This window comes from Thauera sp. AutoDN2 (assembly GCF_051280715.1).
Taxonomy (GTDB): Bacteria; Pseudomonadota; Gammaproteobacteria; order Burkholderiales; family Rhodocyclaceae; genus Thauera.
Window position 1 is genome coordinate 26,018 of sequence record NZ_JBNCAR010000016.1, and the last position, 19,349, is coordinate 45,366.

At 70.9% G+C, this 19,349-nt stretch carries 13 protein-coding genes; all 13 read left to right on the forward strand.

Annotated elements, in window-relative coordinates; translation table 11 throughout:
* The first annotated feature begins 37 nt into the window (after positions 1 to 37).
* Positions 38 to 1,351: a type VI secretion system baseplate subunit TssK gene (tssK, locus tag ACPT9U_RS10370; RefSeq protein WP_435750863.1), complete on the forward strand. Its 1,314-nt coding sequence runs from the start codon at positions 38 to 40 to the stop codon at positions 1,349 to 1,351.
* Positions 1,348 to 2,733 (forward strand): DotU family type VI secretion system protein, encoded by a 1,386-nt coding sequence (locus ACPT9U_RS10375; RefSeq protein WP_435750864.1) that lies wholly within the window; start codon positions 1,348 to 1,350, stop codon positions 2,731 to 2,733. Before tssK ends, ACPT9U_RS10375 begins: the two co-directional genes overlap by 4 nt.
* Positions 2,730 to 6,347: a type VI secretion system membrane subunit TssM gene (gene tssM / locus ACPT9U_RS10380; protein ID WP_435750865.1), complete on the forward strand. Its 3,618-nt coding sequence runs from the start codon at positions 2,730 to 2,732 to the stop codon at positions 6,345 to 6,347. Before ACPT9U_RS10375 ends, tssM begins: the two co-directional genes overlap by 4 nt.
* Positions 6,348 to 6,405: 58 nt before the next feature.
* Complete coding sequence (gene tssF / locus ACPT9U_RS10385; RefSeq protein ID WP_435750866.1) at positions 6,406 to 8,277, forward strand: type VI secretion system baseplate subunit TssF; 1,872 nt, start codon at positions 6,406 to 6,408, stop codon at positions 8,275 to 8,277.
* Complete coding sequence (gene tssG, locus ACPT9U_RS10390; protein ID WP_435750867.1) at positions 8,270 to 9,337, forward strand: type VI secretion system baseplate subunit TssG; 1,068 nt, start codon at positions 8,270 to 8,272, stop codon at positions 9,335 to 9,337. Before tssF ends, tssG begins: the two co-directional genes overlap by 8 nt.
* Positions 9,334 to 12,165, forward strand: a complete 2,832-nt coding sequence (gene tssH, locus ACPT9U_RS10395; protein WP_435750868.1) for a type VI secretion system ATPase TssH — start codon at positions 9,334 to 9,336, stop codon at positions 12,163 to 12,165. The genes tssG and tssH overlap by 4 nt, the downstream gene beginning before the upstream one ends.
* A gap of 16 nt (positions 12,166 to 12,181) precedes the next feature.
* Entirely contained in the window at positions 12,182 to 14,077 is a 1,896-nt protein-coding gene (locus ACPT9U_RS10400) for a serine/threonine protein kinase (RefSeq protein WP_435750869.1), read from the forward strand.
* Between the two features lie 46 nt (positions 14,078 to 14,123).
* The gene (locus ACPT9U_RS10405; protein WP_435750870.1) at positions 14,124 to 14,642 is read left to right on the forward strand and encodes a hypothetical protein; all 519 of its coding nucleotides are present in this window, start codon (positions 14,124 to 14,126) and stop codon (positions 14,640 to 14,642) included.
* A gap of 21 nt (positions 14,643 to 14,663) precedes the next feature.
* On the forward strand, positions 14,664 to 16,472 hold the full coding sequence (gene tagH / locus ACPT9U_RS10410; RefSeq protein ID WP_435750871.1) for a type VI secretion system-associated FHA domain protein TagH: 1,809 nt from the start codon (positions 14,664 to 14,666) through the stop codon (positions 16,470 to 16,472).
* Positions 16,469 to 17,260 carry a PP2C family protein-serine/threonine phosphatase gene (locus tag ACPT9U_RS10415; RefSeq protein ID WP_435750872.1) on the forward strand — a complete coding sequence of 264 codons (792 nt, stop codon included), beginning with the start codon at positions 16,469 to 16,471 and terminating at the stop codon, positions 17,258 to 17,260. The genes tagH and ACPT9U_RS10415 overlap by 4 nt, the downstream gene beginning before the upstream one ends.
* 7 nt (positions 17,261 to 17,267) lie before the next feature.
* On the forward strand, positions 17,268 to 17,969 hold the full coding sequence (gene tagF / locus ACPT9U_RS10420) for a type VI secretion system-associated protein TagF (protein WP_435750873.1): 702 nt from the start codon (positions 17,268 to 17,270) through the stop codon (positions 17,967 to 17,969).
* On the forward strand, positions 17,966 to 18,448 hold the full coding sequence (gene tssE / locus ACPT9U_RS10425; RefSeq protein WP_435750874.1) for a type VI secretion system baseplate subunit TssE: 483 nt from the start codon (positions 17,966 to 17,968) through the stop codon (positions 18,446 to 18,448). The genes tagF and tssE overlap by 4 nt, the downstream gene beginning before the upstream one ends.
* A 367-nt stretch (positions 18,449 to 18,815) precedes the next feature.
* Entirely contained in the window at positions 18,816 to 19,325 is a 510-nt protein-coding gene (locus tag ACPT9U_RS10430; RefSeq protein WP_435750875.1) for a PEP/pyruvate-binding domain-containing protein, read from the forward strand.
* The last annotated feature ends 24 nt before the right edge of the window (positions 19,326 to 19,349 follow it).

The window sequence follows — 19,349 nt, forward strand, 5'->3', positions numbered from 1 at the left end:
GCAATCTCGGGAGCGATCGGTGAGCGGCGAGCACAAGGTGGTCTGGTCTGAGGGGATGTTCCTCCGGCCGCAGCATTTCCAGCAGCAGGAGCGCTATCTCGAGGCGCTGGTGCGGCGCCGGACGGTGGCAGTGCTCGAGCTCGGCTGGGGGTTCTCCGCCCTGGAGGTGGACGAGGATGCCCTGTCCCTGGGGCGGGTGGTGATCCGCGCCGCCTCGGGGGTGATGCCCGACGGCACCCCGTTCCACCTGCCGCGGGACGCCTCCGGGCTGTTGAGCCTGGATCTGCCCGCGACGGCGCGCGACACAGTGGTGTGCTTGGCCGTGCCCCCCGCAGACAGTGGCGGGGACAGCGTGCTGTTCGAGGAGGACGCGGCCAGCGCGGCGCGCTGGCTGGCGGTCGTGGACGAGGCGCGGGATGCGAACCGGCCGGGGGCCGGGGGCGCCGAGATCCAGACCGGGCGCATGCGCTTCCGGCTGTTCCCGGCGGCCGAGGTGCCCACCGGATGGATCGGGCTGGGCGTGGTCCGGGTGGCCGAGTTGCTGGCCAGCAACGCGGTGCTGCTGGACCGGGACTACATCCCGCCCATGCTCGCCTGCAAGGGGCATCCGGTGCTCGACGGGTTCGTCCGGGAGGTCGCCGGTCTGCTCAGCCAGCGTGCCGACGCCCTGGCCAGCCGGCTCACGGCCGGCGGGCGCGGCGGTGTGTCGGAGGTGGCGGACTTCCTGCTGCTCAAGCTCGTGAACCACTGGCTTCCGCCCATGATGCACCTGGACAGCCGCGACGCCGTGCACCCCGAGCGGCTCTACAGCAAACTGCTGCGGCTGGTGGGCGAGCTGGCGACCTTCTCGAGCCAGCGTCGCGCGAGCGTCTATCCCTGCTACCGCCACGACGCCCTCAAGGAGAGCTTCGCGCCCGTCATGGCGGACCTGCGGCGGGCCCTGTCCCTGGTGATGGAGCAGACGGCGATCCGGGTGCCGCTGGAGGAGCGCAAGTACGGAATCCGCATGGCGGTGGTGCCGGACCGGCAGCTGCTGCGCAGCGCCTCCTTCGTCTTCGCCGCCCACGCGGGCCTGCCGCCGGACCAGCTTCAGGCGCAGTTTCCCGCGCAGGTCAAGGTGGGGCCGGTGGAGAAGATCCGCGACCTAGTCAACCTCCACCTGCCCGGCGTACGCCTCAAGCCGCTGCCCATCGCGCCTCGGGAACTGCCCTACCACGCCGGCTACCAGTACTTCGAGCTCGACTCCCACCATGAGCTGTGGCGCGAGCTCGAGCGCAGCGCGGGCATCGCCGTGCACATCGCCGGCGAGTTCCCGGATCTCGATCTCGAATGCTGGGCGATCAGGCGATGACGGACGCTTCGAACCGGGAACGCCCCGAGAGCGCCCCCGGCCCCCAGGGCGTGGAGCGCGTGGAGGGGATGGACAACTTCGACGCCCTCGCCGAGGGCGGGTCGGCGCGGCTCGGGCCGGGCCGGGGGGATGGCTTGCGCGACGAACGGCCCGAGCGCCTGCAGGCCGCGCCCTCCTGCAGCGACAATCCCCTCGTGCGCGCCGCCTTGCGCGTGCTCAACCTGCTGCCGGTGCTGCGCACCATGACGGCCCAGGAGGATCCCGCCGGCCTGCACCGCGTGCTGGCCGACGAGGTGCGCTTCTTCGAGCAGCAGGCGCTGGCGGCCAACGTGTCCCGGGACGAGGTTATCGCCGCCCGCTACTGCCTGTGCACCGCGCTGGACGAGACCGCCGCGCTCACCCCTTGGGGCAGCCGCGGCGTGTGGGCCCGGCACAGCCTGCTGGTGGCCTTCCACAACGAGACCTGGGGCGGCGAGAAATTCTTCCAGCTGCTCGCCCGCCTGGCCCAGCACCCGGAGCGCCACCACAAGCTGATCGAGCTGCTCTACCTGTGCATGGCGCTCGGCTTCGAGGGCAAGTTCCGGGTCCAGGGCGACGGGCATTCCCAGCTGGAGATCCTCAAGCGGCGCATCGCGGCGCTGCTGGAGCAGAACGCCGGCGGGCACGAGGGGAGGCTCTCGCCCCACTGGGCCGGCGTGGCCTCCGTGCGCGAGGCCTGGCGCACCGTTCCGCCCTGGGTGGTGGCGACCATCTGCGCCGCCATCGCCTTCCTCGTCTACGCCTGGTTCACTTTCTCCCTCGGGCCGCGTTCCGATGCGGTCTACGCGCGGCTGGCGGGCCTCGAGGTGCCGCCCCTGGTGCTCGCCACGCCTCCGCCGCCGGCCCCGCCCCGCCTGCACCGCTTTCTCGAAGCGGAGATCCGCGCGGGCCTCCTGGAGGTGATGGACCTGCCCGACCGCAGCGTCGTCACCCTTCTGGGCGACGGCCTGTTCGATTCCGGCAGCGCCGAGCCCCGCTCCGCCTACCTGGCCGTGCTGGGCCGCATCGCCGACGCCCTGGACGAGGTCGATGGTGAGGTGCTGGTGACCGGCTACACCGACAGCATTCCCATGCGCAGCGTGCGCTTCCCGTCCAACTGGCACCTTTCCCAGGCCCGCGCCAACTCGGTGTCCGACCTGCTGGAGGGGCAGATCGCGAGGAAGGGGCGCATCCGCTCCGAAGGCCGGGGCGAGGCCAACCCGCGGGCCGACAACGGCAGCGCGGACGGCCGCGCGCGCAACCGCCGGGTGGAGATCGTGGTGATGCTGCGGACGAGCGAGATCCAGCGTCAGATCAACCGCGCCGGCATGCCGCCCGCGAGCTCCCCGGGAGGCGTACGATGATCGGCTCGGCCCTTTACCGTCTCTTCAGCATCCTGCTGTCGCGCGCCTTCTGGACCTTCGTCGGTCTGGTGGTGGCGGCCCTGCTGATCTGGTTCATCGGCCCGCTCATCGCCATCGGCGACTGGCAACCCCTGGTCGGCACGTGGGCCCGCTTCTGGACCATCGTCGCCCTGGTGGCCCTCGTGCTCCTGCGCATCCTCCTTCGCCGCTGGCGTCGCAGCGCCACGAACGCCGGAGTGACGGAGCGCCTGCGCGAGGTGCTCGCCACCCGGCGCACCGAGGAAAGCGGCGAGATCGTCCTGTTGCGGCAACGCTTCGACGAGGCGCTGGCGATCCTGCGGCGCACCCGCTTCGCCGGAAAGGCCTCGTCCTTCATGGGCCGGCTGCTGGCGCGCGGACGCTATCTCTACGAACTGCCCTGGTACATCATCATCGGCGCACCGGGGGCGGGCAAGACCACCGCGCTGCTCAACTCCGGGCTGGGCTTTCCCCTGGCCAAGTCCCACGGGCGGGTGGCGATCAAGGGGGTCGGTGGCACGCGCAACTGCGACTGGTGGTTCACCGACGAGGCGGTCCTCATCGACACCGCGGGGCGCTATACCACCCACGAGAGCGACGGCGCGGCCGACAAGGCCGAATGGCGCGGCTTCATGGGGCTCCTGCGCAAGACCCGCGCGAGCCAGCCCATCAACGGCGTGCTGGTGGCGGTATCGGTCACCGAGCTGCTCGATGCGGGGCCGGACGGGCGGCGCGCCCACGCCGAGATCCTGCGCGAACGCCTGGACGAACTGCGCAACGACCTGGGCATCGCCTTCCCGGTCTATCTGCTGGTGAGCAAGTGCGACCTGCTGCGCGGCTTCGACGAGTACTTCGCGCCGCTGGACCGGGCCGGCCGCGAGCAGGTCTGGGGCGCGACCTTCCCTTACGTGGAAGGGCGCACCATGGCCCACGACGGCAAGGCCGTGAGCGAGGAGCTGGGGCTGCTCATGAGGCGCGTCGACGCCGGGCTGGTGGACGCCCTGCAGCGCGAGTCCGAGCTCGTCCGCCGCGAGGCCCTGCATTCCTTCCCCCAGCAGTTCGCCCTGCTGTGCGACAGCGTGCGGGAGCTCAGCGAGCGCCTGTTCGCCGATTCGCGCTTCTCCGCCGCGCCGATGCTGCGCGGGATCTACTTCACCAGCGGAACCCAGGAGGGCACGCCCCTCGACCGGGTGGTGAACACCCTTGGCGCCAGGCCCCAGGCCACCGAGGGCGAGCGGGTGGGCAGGGAAACCGGCAAGAGCTACTTCCTGCGCGAGCTGCTGAGCCGCGTCGTGTTCGCCGAGGCGCACCTGGCAGGGCACAACCGCAAGGTGAACCGCCGGTCCCGCGCGCTGCACTATGCCGCCTACGCCGCGAGCGTGCTGCTGCTGGTCGGCGCCATCGGCGCGTGGACCACCAGCTATCGCAACAACCTCACCTACATCGCCGAGGTGGACGCGAAGGTCGACCCGCTGGGGGTCAAGCTCATCGAGCTGCCGCCGACCGTGGATGGCAACATCTACGCCCTCCTGGAGCCCCTGAGCGCGGCCGAGACCCTGCCCGACAGCGTCCGCTTCCGGGCGCCGGATCCGCTCACCCCCTGGACCTTCGGGCTCTACCAGGGCGGCAAGCTGGAGGCCGGGGCGCGTCCGATCTACGAGGACCTGCTGCGCACGCGCCTCGCGCCCACCCTCAAGCTGCGCCTGGAGAGCCTGCTGCGCTCGGTGGCCCTGGAGGATCTGGAGTTCGCCTACGAGATCCTCAAGGCCTACCTCATGATGCACCAGCCGGAGCGCTTCGACCCCGAGGCGTTCAAGGGCTTCGTGCTCGCCGATTGGGACTACAACATGCCTGCGGGCTCTGCGCCCGAGGAGCGCCATGCGCTGGAGCGCCACGTGTCGGCCCTGATCGCGCTGGGGGCGGTGTTCCCGGCCTCCGAGCCCGACAGCGTGCTGGTGGCTGAGACCCGCGCCCGGCTGAAGCAGTTCACCCTCGCCGAGCGGAGCTACCGCCGCCTGGCCCGGGCGATGGAACACAACCAGCTGCCGGACTTCTCGGTGGCCCAGGTGATCGGGACCGCCGCCCCGTCGGTGTTCCGGCGCAAGAGCGGGCTGCCCCTCACGGACGGCGTGCTCTCCCTGTACACCTACCGGGGGTACCACGAGCTCTTCTCCCCCGAGGTGGACAACGTGCTGCGCTACGTGGGCCGTGACGACGGGTGGGTGCTCGGCGTCGATGAGTCGGCCGTGCGCGACAGCGCCCAGGCGATCGCCGGCGGCAAGCTGGGCCTGGAGGTCAAGCGGCTCTACATGTGGGACTACGTGGCGAAGTGGGAGCGCTTCATCGACGACGTCACGCTCGTGGACGTGAGCAGCCTCAACGAGGCGGCCGAGCTGGCGCGCCTGCTCTCCTCTGCGGATTCGCCCCTCGCGTGGCTCATGCAGGCCGTGGTGAAGGAGACCACGCTGCTCAAGGACACGAACCAGCGCACCGGGTCCGACCAGTCCCTGTTCGACCGGGTCAAGCGGACCGCCCGCGCAACCCAGGACGACGTGACGCGCGTCATCGGGCCCAGCCGCATGCCGGGCCGGCTCGCGCCCACCGAGCGTCCGGAGCTGATCGTGGACAACCGCTTCGAGGCGCTGCGCCGCTCGGTGGGCGGCACCGGCGAAGGGGCTCCCAGCGGCCCCATGGCGAGCACCCTGCAGACCCTGTCCGAGCTGCACCTGATGCTCGGCTCGGTGGCGGCGGCGCGGGCCGGAGGCTATGCGCCCCCCGCGAGCGACCTGCCGGTCCGCCTCAAGGCCGAGGCCAGCCGCATGCCCCCGCCCACGCGCCAGCTCCTTGAGTCCATCGCCGATGCCGGCGGCGAGCTCGTCGCCCGCGAGGCACGGGTGGTGAAGGGGCGCGAGATGGTCGGCACCGTGACGCGGATGTGCCGCGATTCCATCCAGGGCCGCTATCCGCTCGTGCGCGGCGCGACCAACGAGGTCGCCGCGGACGACTTCACCCGCATGTTCGGTCCGGGCGGGGCGATCGACGGCTACTTTGAGCGCGAGCTGGCGAACGTGGTGGATCGCTCCTCCAGCCCCTGGCGGCTCCTACCGGGCGCCCAGGGGGGGCGCGGGGCGGGTGCCGCCCTGGCGGAGTTCGAGAAGGCGAGCGCGGTCAAGGACGTGTTCTTCCGCGGCGGCGCCGGCGCGCCGACGGTGACGGTGCTGATCAAGCCCATCGAGATGGATGTGAGCATCACCAACCTGGTGCTCGACATCGACGGCCAGACGCTCCGCTACCAGCACGGTCCCCAGGTCGGGCAGACGGTGCGCTGGCCGGGGACCCGCGGCAGCCAGCAGGTGCGCCTGGTGCTTGAGCCGGCCCTGGAGGGCATGACCTCCGCGGTGGTCCTGGAAGGCCCGTGGGCGCTCCATCGGCTGTTCGACCAGGCGCGGATCGTACCCGGGAGCAGCCCCCAGAGCTTCCGTGCCACCTTCGACGTGGGGGGGCGCAAGGCAACCTTCGAGGTGACCGCCGGCAGCGCGAAGAATCCCTTCGCCCTGCGCGAGCTGCGGGAGTTCTCATGCCCGGCCGGACTGTGATGGCGGGCCGCCCGAAGGCGCGCGGACCCGCCGCCGCGCACGGGGCCTGAGGGACGCCATGGACGCCCGTTTTCTCGACTACTACAACCGCGAGCTCGCCTACCTGCGGGAGATGGGAGGCGAGTTCGCCGACGCCTTCCCCCAGGTGGCCGGCCGCCTGGGCATGCAGGGCGACACCGTCGCCGACCCCTACGTGGAGCGCCTGCTGGAGGGCTTCGCCTTCCTCGCCGCGCGCGTCCATGTGAAGCTCGATGCCGAGTTTCCGCGCTTCTCCCAGCGCCTGCTGGAAGTGGTCTACCCCCATTACCTGGCGCCCACGCCGTCGATGGCCATCGCTGCCCTCGAGCTCGGGTCCCACGACCCCGCCGGGGAGCTGGCGCCGGGCGAGTGCCTGCCCCGCGGCACCCGCATGCAGGGGGATGTCGCGGGCGAATGCAGCACGCCGTGCACCTTCGTGACGGCCCACGACGTGGAGGTGTGGCCCATCGAGATCCTCGAGGCCCGTGCCGAGCTGCCGGGCAGTGGCACGCCGGCCGCCTGCACGGAGGCCCGGATCCCCGTCCGGGGCGTGATCCGCCTGCGCCTGCGCCTGCGCTACCCGCCCCGGGGCTCGGCTGAGCGGGTGATGCCCGATCGGCTCGTGTTCCACATCGCCGCCGACGAGCCCGCAGCGAGCCAGCTCTACGAGGCGGTGCTGGGCCATGCCCGCGGCGTCGCGGTCGGACTGCCCGGCGGTGCCCGGGAGGTCGTCGCGGCCCGGGACACGATCCGGCCGGAGGGGTTCGACGCAGGGCAGGCCCTGCTGCCCATCGACGCCCGGGTGTTCCAGGGCTACCGCCTGCTGCACGAGTACTTCGCCTTCCCGTCCCGCTTCCATTTCTTCAGCCTGAACGGGATCGGTCACGCCCTTCGCCGGCTCGGCAGCGAGACCTTCGAGATCGAGCTGCTCCTCGACCGGGACCCCGCCACGGTCAAGCCCTTCGTGTCCCGCAAGAGCTTCGCCCTCAACTGCGTGCCGGTGGTCAACCTGTTCCCCTCCGTCGGTAATCGGCTGCACGTCCTGCCTTCCGCTTCCGAGCATCATGTGGTGGTGGACCGCACCCGCCCCATGGACTTTGAGGTCTATCGCGTGCATTCGGTGGCGGGATTCGACCGTGCCAACGACCGGGTGCGCACCTTCCACCCCTTCTATCGCCAGGTGGGCGACGAGCGTGAGGCGCGCAACGCCTACTTCTCCACCCGCCGTGAGCCGCGGCGTATCTCGGACAAAGTGCACCGGAGCGGCGGCCGGTCGGGCTACCTGGGCTCGGAGGTCTTCGTCTCCCTGGTGGACACGCGCGAGGCGCCCTGGCCCGAGCGCATCGAGCAGCTTGAGGTGGAAATGCTGCTCACCAACCGCGACCTGTCCCTGCTGCTGCCCACCGGTGCCCCCCTCGCCATCGAGACCAACCTGTCCCTGAGCCGCGCCCGCATCATCCGCGGGCCCTCGCGGCCTCGCTCCCAGGTAGCTGAGCGGGAGATGACCTGGCGGCTGATCAGCCACCTGTCCCTCAACTACCTCGCCCTGCGCGACCTGGACGCGGGCAGTGGGGCGGCCGTGCTGCGGGAGTTGCTGGGGCTCTACGCCTCCCTCGCGGATCCGGACGTGGCGCGGCATGCCGACTCCATCGTGGCATCCGACGCGCAGGCGGTGAACCGGCGCCTGCCCGTGGCCGGTCCGTTGGTGTTCGGCCGCGGCGTCGCGGTCACACTGACCGTGGACGAGCGGCAGTTCGCCGGGTGCAGCCCCTATCTCTTCGGGGCGCTGCTCGAGCAGTTCCTGTCGCGCCACGTGTCCATGAACATGTTCTGCGAGTTCGCCCTGGCCACGGTCGGCCGCGGCAGGCTGGCTGCCTGGCCGCCTCGCTGGGGAGGGCGCCCGGATGTCTGAGGCCAGACAGGTCCACGCCGCGCCCGGAGCCCGCCTGGAGCAGCAGTTGCGCGACCGGCCGTGGAGCGTGGACTGGTTCCTCGCCCTGCGCTGGATCGAGGCGCGCCGAAGCGACCTGCCGCGCCTGGGCCACGGTATCCGCCCCGAAGAGGAGCCGGTGCGGGTGAGCCACCCGCCGTCCCTGCGCTTTGCGCCGGCGGCCCTCGCTGGCTTCGCCCGCGACCGCGCCGGCCGCCCCAGGATCGCCCAGCTGGCCTTCGGCCTGTTCGGTCCCAACGGCCCGCTGCCCCTGCACCTGACCGAATACGTCCGCAGCCTGCGCGAGCTGGAGCGGGACGAAGCCCTGCAGGCCTTCCTGGACATCTTCCAGCATCGCGCGTCCATGCTCTTCTACCGAGCCTGGTCGAGTGTGCAGTCCACCAACAGTCTGGACCGCCCCGGTGACGACCGCTTCTCGGACTACGTGGGCAGCCTCGCCGGCTACGGGGAAAAGGTCAGCTCCGGCCATGATGCGATCCCCGACCATGCACGCCGGCACGTCGCCGGACACCTCGTGCGGGCGACGCGCAACCCGGAAGGCATGGCGGCCATCCTGGGCGCCTACTTCGGCGCGCCCTTTCGGGTGGAGGAGTGGGTCATGAACTGGCTCGCCCTGTCGCCCGAAGACCGCAGTACCCTGGGCGGCCATACCGATGCCTCGCGCCTGGGGGTCGGCTCGGTGTGCGGCACGGCGGTGCCCGACCGCCTGCACCGCTTCCGCCTGCATGCAGGGCCCCTCGACCTGCAGGCCTACCGGCGCTTCCTGCCCGACGGGGCCTGGTACGTGCCCGTGCGGGACTGGGTGCGCCACTACACCGGCTTCGAGCTGGCCTGGGACCTGCGGCTGGTGCTGCGGGGCGACCAGGTGCCCCCGGCCCGCCTCGGGGCCCAGACCCAGCTCGGCTGGACCTCATGGATGGGCGGCAACCCGGGAGGCGCCGACCGCGGTGACCTCGTCCTCGATTGCGAGGCCGCGGCTGCCGGCCCCCGACAAGACTCTCCCACTTCAGGTTCATCATGACGAAGATCAGCAGAGCATCCCTTTTCGGCAAGCTCGACCCCACCCTCTACCGAAGCATCGAAGGGGCGACGGTGCTCGCCAAGCTCCGGGGCAATCCCCAGGTGGAGCTGTCCCACTGGATCTACCAGCTCATGCAGCTCGAGGACAGCGACCTGCACCGCATCGTGCGGCGGCTCGAGATCGACGAGGGCAGCCTGGTGGCGGACATCCAGCGGACGCTGGAGCGCCTGCCCGCCAACGCCACCGCCATCGAGGACCTGAGCCCGGACATCGACCTCGCGGTGGAGCGGGCCTGGCTGCTCGCCTCGGTCAACTTCGCCGCGCCGGCGGTGCGCAGCGCCCACCTGCTGCTCGCGCTCCTGGACGACCGGCGCCTGCGGGAGACCGTGCTCAGGATGTCGCCCGCCTTCGTACGCATCGACGTGGCGGCGCTGCAGGCCGTGCTGCCCCAGACCATCGCCGGCAGCCCGGAGGACGGCGGGGCCTCGGCGGCGGCGGCCTCCGGCGGCGAAGCCGGGGTGCCGGGCGAGAGCTCGGGGGCGATCAGCCCCGCGGCGCTGGGCAAGGCCGAGGCCTTGCGCAAGTACACCGTGGACCTCACCGCACGCGCGCGCAGCGGCGAGATCGACGAGATCACCGGACGCGACGACGAGATCCGCCAGATCGTCGACATCCTGATGCGCCGCCGCCAGAACAACCCCATCCTGACCGGCGAGGCCGGCGTGGGCAAGACCGCAGTGGTGGAGGGCTTCGCCCTGCGCATCGCCCGGGGCGAGGTGCCGCCGCCGCTGCGCCACGTGGAGCTGCGCACCCTGGACATCGGGCTGCTGCAGGCGGGCGCCAGCATGAAGGGCGAGTTCGAGCAGCGCCTGCGCTCCATCATCGACGAAGTCCAGCACGCCGACCGCCCCGTGATCCTCTTCGTAGACGAGATCCACACCCTGGTGGGCGCCGGCGGGGCTGTGGGCACGGGCGATGCCGCCAACCTGCTCAAGCCGGCGCTGGCCCGCGGCACCCTGCGCACCATCGGCGCCACCACCTGGTCCGAGTACAAGAAGTACATCGAGAAGGACCCGGCGCTGACCCGGCGCTTCCAGCTGGTCCAGGTGGCTGAGCCCGACGAGGCGCGGGCCACCGCGATGCTGCGCGGCATGGTCGGCGCCCTCGAGACCCACCATGGCGTGAGCATCCTCGACGAAGCGGTGCGTGCCGCGGTGTCCCTGTCCCATCGCTACATTCCGGCGCGCCAGCTGCCCGACAAGGCGGTGGCGCTGCTCGACACGGCGGCGGCCCGCTCGGCGATCAGCCAGCACGCAGTGCCGGGCGAGCTCGAACGGCATCAGCGGCGGGTGCAGACCCTGACCGTGGAGCGCGACCAGCTCGCGCGGGAACAGGCCGCCGGGGCCGACCACCAGGCCCGCATCGAGGCGCTGGAGGGCGAGCTGGGAGCACTGGGCGTGGAGGTCGCGGCCCTCGAAGCGCGCTGGATCGAGGAGAAGGCGATCGTCGAGCGCCTGGCGCAGGTGCGCCGCGAGCTGGTCGCGGCGGCCGGGCAGGGCGGCCGGGAGGCGGCGCCCGAGGCCCCGCCGGAGGGCGTCGCCGAAGCGGCGGACCTGCCCGGCGAGGCGCCGCCCGCGAGCGCCGAGGAATGCCGCCGGACCCTGGTGGAGCTGGAGGGGCAGCTCCGGGAGATCCGCGGCGAGCGTCCCCTCGTGGCCGAGGTGGTGGACGAGCACGTGGTGGCGGCGGTGGTGGCGGACTGGACCGGCATTCCCGTGGGCCGCATGGTTCGCGACGAGGCCCAGGCGGTCATCGAGCTGGCCGACAGCCTGCGGCGCCGGGTGATCGGGCAGGACCATGGGCTGGAGGCCATCGCAAGCCGCATCCAGACCTCCCGCGCGCGCCTGTCGGACCCGAACAAGCCCATCGGCGTGTTCCTCCTCTGCGGGCCGTCCGGCGTCGGCAAGACGGAGACCGCCCTGGCGCTGGCCGAGCAGCTCTACGGCGGCGAGCAGAATCTCATCACCATCAACATGAGCGAGTTCCAGGAGGCCCACACCGTCTCCACCCTGAAGGGGGCCCCCCCGGGCTACGTGGGCTACGGCGAGGGCGGCGTGCTGACCGAGGCGGTCCGGCGCCGGCCCTACAGCGTGGTGCTGCTCGACGAGATCGAGAAGGCCCACACCGATGTGCACGAGATCTTCTACCAGGTGTTCGACAAGGGGCGCATGGAAGACGGGGAAGGGCGGGAGATCGACTTCCGCAACACCGTCATCCTGCTCACTTCCAATACCGGCAGTGATGTCATCGAAGCGGTCTGCGAGCAGGCGCGGAGGCCGGTCCCGGTCGAGCGCCTGTGGGAGGACGTGCGCCCGGCGCTGCTGGAGATCTTCCCCGCGGCGCTGCTCGGGCGGGTGATCGTGGTGCCCTACCTGCCGCTCACGGACGAGATGCTGACTACCATCGTCGAGCTCCAGCTCGGGCGCGTGTGCGAGCGCGTGTCCCGCGCCCACGGCGCCAGCTTCGCCTACGACGAGGCGGCCGTGCAGGGCGTCATCGAGCGCTGCAACGCGGGCGAGACGGGGGGGCGGATGATCGACGCCGTCCTCACCAACACGGTCCTGCCGGAGATCAGCCGGCGAGCCCTCGAGGCCATGATGGAGGGCCGCGCCATCGAGCACATCAGCCTGTCCGCGGGCGAATCCGGCTTCGCGACCGACGTGCGCCTGAAGGCGGACCCCGCAGGCCCCGCTCCCGCGCAGGCGGAAGCGGAAGGGCAGGACGACCGGCCGCAGCCGGAAACCGAAGTCGGTGAAGCGTTGATATGAGAGGTCGCCGCACGCCATGAACAAGTTGTCTCGAACCATGATCAAGCCGGTAAACGCCCTGTGGACCGGGGCGCGGCTGCAGGAATACGAGATCCGCTCCATCATCGGAGAGGGCGGATTCGGCATCGTCTATCTCGCCTTCGACACGCACCTGGAGCGGGACGTGGCAATCAAGGAGTACCTGCCCGTGAGCCACGCCTCGCGCGCGGAGGACGGCGTGGTCAGGGCCAACTCGACGCGCAAGCTCGAGGCCTTTGACAAGGGGCTGCGAAGCTTCGTGTCCGAGGCGCGGATGCTGGCGCGGTTCAAGCACCCCGCCCTGGTGGAAGTACTGCGCTTCTGGGAGGAGAACGGCACGGCCTACATGGTGATGCCCTATTACCGAGGCCAGACCTTGAGCCAGCTCATCCAGGGGGGGCGCCGGCTGCGGGACGAAAACGAGCTGCGCGCCTTCCTGTTGCCCCTGCTGAAGGGGCTCAGTCTGTTGCACGCGGCTGATTGCTACCACCGGGACATCTCCAGCGACAATATCCTGATGCTCGAGGGCAACGGCCCGCTGCTCCTGGATTTTGGCGCCGCCCGCAGCATGCTGATGAACGGCTCGGACTTGGCTACGGTGATCCTCAAGCCCGGGTTCGCGCCTATCGAGCAGTACAGCGAGGACACGTCCTTGGCGCCCCAGGGGCCGTGGACCGACCTCTACGCCCTTTGCGCGGTTGCCTACCAGGCCATCACCGGGAGCATGCCCATCGTCTCCGTCGCGCGCATCATCCGCGACCCTCTTGAACCCCTTACCAAGCTGGCGCCACCGGGCTTCTCGCGCTTCGTCCTTGCCGCCCTCGACAAGGGGTTGCGGGTGCATCCGGGCGAGCGGCTGCAATCGGTCGAAGAGTTCGAGTCGTTGCTCGCGGCCCGCACCTCGGGGGTGCTGACCCCGGCCGAGCATTCCGCCGCGGCGGCTGCGCCGGCCCCCGGCACGGTCCTGCGGGCCCCCGCCGTCGAGCCGCCGGCCGCCGTCCAGCCGCGTGTGGCTCCGGCTCCCGCTTCGGTGCCGGAAGTGTGGTCGGAGGCGGCCCGCGCTCAGCTGCCGCCACTTCCCCCAGTGCCGGACCCTGCGCCCCGGCAGGATGGGGCGCAGGTCGCTGCCGCGCCCGCGGTGCCGCCCCTTGCCCGCCTGCCCCGGCCTGCGCGCTGGCAGGCCTTCGCGGCCGCCGTACTGGTGGGCGGAGCGGCGCTGGCCGGCGTCCTGGGCACCGGCGACGGCGCAGGCGAGGCCTCGAGGCCCCCCGTCCAGACCCCCGACTCCATGCCCTACTCGCTCCCTCCGCCCGGTGCGGCCGGGACCGAATCGGGCCCGAATGAAGCCGTGGCGGGCGGCTCGGCCCGGGCCGGCGACTCTGCCGCGGCCGGTGGTATGGCCGAGGCGACCCTGCCCGAGCTGGCCGACGCGCCGTCTACCGGGCAGGCCCTCCCGCCGGAGCCGCCGGTCGCGGTCGCGGTCGCCGGCGGTCCGCCTCCTGCGACGCCCGTGCCGCCAGAGGCGCCCGCAAGCGGGGCCGCCGAGACGACCGGAGTCGTGCCGCTGCCGGCTCCACCCCCCATCGTTCCGGACCCAGCCCTTGTTCTGGACCAGGCTCGCGCCCCGGGCGAAGGCCCGGCCGAGGCCAGGGGGGCGCAGAGGGCTGCCGCCCCGCCCAGGAAGGCCATGGTCGATGTGCGCGTGGCCCCCTGGGGCAAGGTCTTCGTGAATGGCAGCCTGGCCGGCGTGGCGCCGCCTTCCCTGCGGTTGCCGGCTGAGCCCGGGGCCATGCACATCGAGATTCGCAACGAAACCCATCCTCCCAAGCACTTCCTCATCGACATCGAGGCCGATCACGTCTATCGCATCAGTCATGTCTTCGGGGCGGAATGAGGCCTCCGCCCGCGGGGGGCGGGCGTCCGCCGCAGGGGTGCGCGGGATGGCCGGCGTCTTGCTCGCCCTGGCCCTGTTCGCCTCGGCCGGCTGCTCCATCCTCCTCGACACGCCCTCGGCCGAAGGCGTGTCCGTGGCCCAGTCCCGGGAGGTGCTGAACGAGCTCGCCCGGCGCGAAGCCGAGGCCGCCGCGGAGCCGGCCCGCGAGGCGGCCATCGAGCGGGTGGCGCGGATGGGGCAGGAGGCCTCCAGCTATCCGGAGCGCACCATTGTGTTCGGCCCGAGCGGGGGCGAGCACGATCCGCTCGGGCGCAGCGGCCCGGTGATGGTGGTGAGCTGGCGGGGTGGGGCGGGCGCCGAACTGGTGCTCGAGAGTCCCATGCCGGGCCTTGTGTTCCTGGACGAGAACGGGATCGGCCTGGTGCAGGACGGCTCCGTCCGGGCCATGAGCCTGGAGCCGGGCCAGCACAGTATCCGTATCGAGCAGTCGGCACTTCCCCCCATGGTGGTCGATTTCTTCGTCGACGAGGGCGAGCGTGCGACCTTGCGCTGGCAGTCCCATTAGGCATTTTGAATAGAGACCCTTATGCTTCAAGTAGTCGCACTCACCTACAACGAATTGGCGCCAGTTTTGCCCATCGGGCGCTGTCTGCCGCCCGAGGGCGGGACCATCGGAAGGGATTCCGACAACGCCGTCGTGCTGCCGGATCCCATGCGGCTCGTGTCGCGCCGCCATCTGCAAGTCGCACGGGAGTCCGACGGCAGCTACTGGCTGGCGAACATCAGCGAATCCAACCCCGCGCTGGTCAACGACTCTTCTCTGGAGCCGGGCAGCCGGCGGCCCCTGGTCGTCGGCGACGAGGTGCGCGTCGGCTGCTATCTGCTGCAGGTTCGCGAGGCGGTGGAAGGGGGGACGGACGGCGCATCCGTCCTCGCGGCGGACGCCGCGCAGCCGGCTGCGGCCGCCATCGACGCCGGGCTGCTGGAGATGCTGGGCGAGGGGGCTCTGCCGGTCGGCGCCGCGCCCGCCGCGGAGCGCGACGAGGCGTTCGCCCCGGACCTTGCGCTACCCGCCCCCGAAGCGGGTTCACCGGTGACGGCCGAGGCGCCTTTCCCGCCGCCGCCCATCCTAGATCCGGAGCCGGAGTCCCTGGACATCGACCGAATCCTCGATCTGAAGGGCGCGGGTGGGGTATCGCGCGGATTCGGCCTGGAGGTCGGGCAGCACATCGAGCTAGCTGACCTGGACAAGGACAAGGCGCGCCTGATCCGGGACGCCGTCCGTGTGGGCGACGGCGTCGAGCAGATGACAGCCGATCCCCTCATGGGGGGCGCGGCCGCCATGGAGGACCCGTCCCTGGATCCCCTGCAGTTGTTCAGGGCCGGCCGGGACGAGGAGCGCCCCTTCGATCTCCTCGAGTCCGCCAGCGACTCCCGGGAGAGCCACGGGATTAACCACCGCGCCGAGCTCAACTCCCCCTTCCAGTTGCCCGTCATGCTGGAGGATCCGGCCGCGCCCGAGGCGGCCCGCGGCGGGGCCGTGCAGCCGCCGCCCGCGCCCGTGACCATCCCCGACGACCTGGAACTGGACGAGCTGGTCCACGGCACGACGGGGGCGCGGTCCGCCGGCCCGCCCGGGGTCTCGCCCGCCCGCCCGGCCGAGCCCCGGCCGCCCGCGGCGGCGCCCCTGGTCGAGCCCGCCCCGCCGCCGCCGCCGCGCCAGGCCGCCGCCGCCGCCCCCGCTCCCGCCCCGGTCCGGGCCGGCACATCGGCGGACCCATCGGCGGACGCGCTCTATCGCGCGCTGCTCGAAGGGCTCGCCGTGGAGGCCCTGCAGGACCGCAAGGGCCTCGACGAGGATTTCATGCGCCTGATCGGGACCCTGCTGAGGCAGAGCGTGGAAGGGGCCGTACGGCTCATGACGGCGCGCGCCACGGTCAAGCGCGAGGTGCGGGCCAACGTCACCCTGATCGCGCCGGAGCGCAACAACCCGCTCAAGTTCTCGCCCGATGGCCGGGTGGCCCTGATGTACCTGCTGGGGCGCCGCTATCCGGGCTTCATGGAGGCCGACGAGGCGGTTCAGGAAGCCTTCGCCGACCTCTACGACCACCAGGTGGGCGTGCTCGCCGGCATGCGCTCGGCCCTCAGCCACGTCTTCGAGCGCTTCGACCCGGAGACTATCAGCCGCAACGCCAACGACCACGGCGTCATCGAGAGCATCCTGGCGGTGGGGCGTAAGGCGCGCCTGTGGGATGCCTACGGACGCTATTTCGAGAACACGCGGGACCAGGCGATCGATCGGTTCCAAGACTTTTTCGGGGCCGTTTTCGTGGACGCCTACGAGGAGGCGTCCGCCAAGGCAGACGGCCAGAAGCAGAGGGAGCGGCAGGGATGAACCTTTCCGTGGCGTACTGCTCCGCCTTGGGCGGACGCGAGGAGAACGAGGACTGCGTGGGCTTTTGCGCCGACGAGCGCATCGGCTGCTTCGCCCTGGCCGACGGCACCGGCGGCGCCAAGGGCGGCGCGCTGGCGGCCCGGGCTGTGGTGGGCGAGGTGCTGCGCAGCTTCCAGCAGGTACCCGGCGTGCGCAGCTGCAACGTGGACTGGACCCTCGCCGCCGCCCGCCGGGCCCTCGGGCTGGCACGCCAGCGCCATCCCGACTGCGCCCAGATGAACACCACCCTCGCCACCCTGGTGATCGACACCCTGGCGGCGACGGCCTCCTGGTGCCACCTGGGTGACAGCCGCATCTACCTCTTCCGCACGGGCAGGGCGCGTATCCTGACCCACGACCACAGCGTGCTCCAGGCCATGCTGGACGCGGGCCTCGCCCGTGGGGAGGTGCGGGCCAGGCCGGAGCGCAGCGCCCTCTACGCCACGGTCGGCTCGCGGGACATCCCGCCCACCGCCATGTGCGCCGGGCCGCTGAAGCTGATGTCGGGCGACGTGTTCCTGCTGTGCAGCGACGGCTTCTGGGATTCGGTGGACGAGGGGGCCATGGAGGAGGCGCTCGACGAGGCCGCTTTCCCGGAGACCTGGATGGATGGAATGCTCGGCCGGATTCCGGACCTCTCCGCTTCCCACATGGACAACGCCAGCGCCGTCGCGGTCTGGGTCGGGCCCCGCATCGAGATGACCCGGGTCATGCGTGCCCCCTGCGCCGACGCCCACCGCGCCGGATAACCGCCTAATGGAACTGCCCTTCATGCGCCGCAAGGAGGAGCCCCTGGCCGGCTGGTTCGGGAAGCTTCCCTCGGTCGGGGACTTCGTCGGCCGCGGCCTGCCGGCGGCCCTGTGCGAGCTCATCCACGGTTGGATCGCGGAGGGGGTCGCGGAGCTGCCCCGTCAGGTGGGCGAGGACTGGCGGGACGCCTACCAGCTTGCCCCCCTGTGGCACTTCGCCATGACCCCCGGCATCTGGGAGGCACGGGCGCTCCTCGGTTGCGTCGCGCCGAGCGTCGACCGGGTCGGTCGCTGCTCGCCCGTGATCGCCCTGCGGACGGTCCATGCGGAGAACCTAGAGCTGTATCTACCACCCAGGAGCCAATGGCTCCACGAGGTCGACGCCCTGCTGCGCCGGGCCATCGCCGGCAGCAGCGCGCCAGACGCCGTGCAGTACGCCTTGGAGTCTGCCTCGGTTCGGGAGGGGGCGGCGGATGCCGATACCGAGTCCGCAGGGGAGATCCTCGCCGAGCTTGGCATCTCGGGCTCGGTCAAGCCCGGCACTTATTTGTCCTGGCCCAACCTAGTGCAGATTTTCCGGGAAAGGCCCCGCCGCAGTTTCTGGTGGTGTGAGCGTTCGCCCCGCGAACCGCCCCGCCAGGTGACCCACAGCGGCGATCCGGACGCCGACCTCTTCGTCTTGCTGCTGAGCGTGCGGAGAGAGGCGTGAACGCCAAGCGTTTGGGCGGAGTTTTCCTCCCCACCTTGCTGGACCGGCTGATCGAGCATCCCGACGGAGCGCCGGGGCCGGCTTCCCGGGCCGCCTATGAGGAGGCGGTCCTGCGGGACCTGCGTTGGCTGCTCAACTCTACCGCCGTGCTGTCGGAGGACGCGCTCGAGCCCAATCCCTGGGTCCGCACCTCCGTGCTCAACTTCGGCATCCGCAGCAACTACGGATCTGCCCTTTCGGGAGACAGAATTAGGACAATGGCGTCCGAGATTAAGACCGCAATCCTTGCGTTTGAGCCGCGGGTGTTGCGCGATAGCGTGTCGGTATCGCCTGAAAGCGAGATTGAAGATGGGCGCTCGGCCCAGGTGACATTCAAAATTAACGCCACCTATTGGTACGAGCCCTATCCAATCGAACTTTCAATGTGGGCGAGGTGGGACATCGATTGTGGCTTGTTGGCACTTGACACGGAGAGGTGATGCTTCCCCATTCTCACTGAGCGGTCTGCATAGCAGTGACCGGCCGCCCGTAGGTTGTCGGCGATGTGGCCGAGGGACGGCCCGAACAGCTTGGACCCGCCGGTGTCGATCAGCACGAGATTACTGCCGGTTTTGACCAGGTAGGCGTTGATCGCGGCCTCCATGCCCGACCCCTTGAGGAAGGCGGGCGCCAGGAGCCTGCGCATGTCCCGGGGCCACAGCGGTTCTTGACTTCCATGTCCATCAGGCGCTGAGCCACGAAGGCGATCATGTCGCGAACGATATCGTCGGCGCTGGCCTTCTCAAGCAACTCGGACGGTTACGTCCATGGGTCGATTTCCTGTTCAATGCACAGGGCGAGGACGTGGTGAGCGGGCGACGCAGCGCGCTCGGGCACGATGAGCTTGCCTCGGTCGCACCGGCTGTCTGGCAAGCGCTGCTTGAGCTTGTGGGCTTGCTCGAACGCAACTTCGGGGACATGCAGGACTTCGAGTTCACCGTGCAACATGGGCAACTCTATCTGCTGCAGACGCGCAACGGAAAGCGGACGCCGCTCGCGGCAGCGCGCATTGCGCTCGATCTGATGGACGAGGGCGTGATCGACGCCGGTACGGCGGCCCGGCGGACACACGGCCTCGACGCTGCCGCATTGACGCAGCGGCATGTCGCCGCGAGCGATGGCACCTCGATCGACCCGGTCGCGCGAACCTTGACACTGGCTGGGCGGCTGTTGCACGAAGGGGCTCTGGTCACGCTCGATGGCAATGAGGGCACGATCTACCTGGGCGCAACGAAGATCGTCGAAAGCGTCCCACAGGAGATCCTCACCCGCCTCGAAGGCTTGCGTTGCGGGCAGTCGATGGCGTCGGGTGGGTGATACCCGGTGTGCGTTTCGGTATCG

Coding starts and splice junctions, on each gene's coding strand:
- tagH (WP_435750871.1), top strand. CDS start 14,664: ATGCTTCAAGTAGTCGCACTCACCTACAACGAATTGGCGCCAGTTTTG.
- tssG (WP_435750867.1), top strand. CDS start 8,270: ATGTCTGAGGCCAGACAGGTCCACGCCGCGCCCGGAGCCCGCCTGGAG.
- ACPT9U_RS10375 (WP_435750864.1), top strand. CDS start 1,348: ATGACGGACGCTTCGAACCGGGAACGCCCCGAGAGCGCCCCCGGCCCC.
- tssH (WP_435750868.1), top strand. CDS start 9,334: ATGACGAAGATCAGCAGAGCATCCCTTTTCGGCAAGCTCGACCCCACC.
- ACPT9U_RS10400 (WP_435750869.1), top strand. CDS start 12,182: ATGAACAAGTTGTCTCGAACCATGATCAAGCCGGTAAACGCCCTGTGG.
- tssM (WP_435750865.1), top strand. CDS start 2,730: ATGATCGGCTCGGCCCTTTACCGTCTCTTCAGCATCCTGCTGTCGCGC.
- tagF (WP_435750873.1), top strand. CDS start 17,268: ATGGAACTGCCCTTCATGCGCCGCAAGGAGGAGCCCCTGGCCGGCTGG.
- ACPT9U_RS10415 (WP_435750872.1), top strand. CDS start 16,469: ATGAACCTTTCCGTGGCGTACTGCTCCGCCTTGGGCGGACGCGAGGAG.
- tssF (WP_435750866.1), top strand. CDS start 6,406: ATGGACGCCCGTTTTCTCGACTACTACAACCGCGAGCTCGCCTACCTG.
- ACPT9U_RS10405 (WP_435750870.1), top strand. CDS start 14,124: ATGGCCGGCGTCTTGCTCGCCCTGGCCCTGTTCGCCTCGGCCGGCTGC.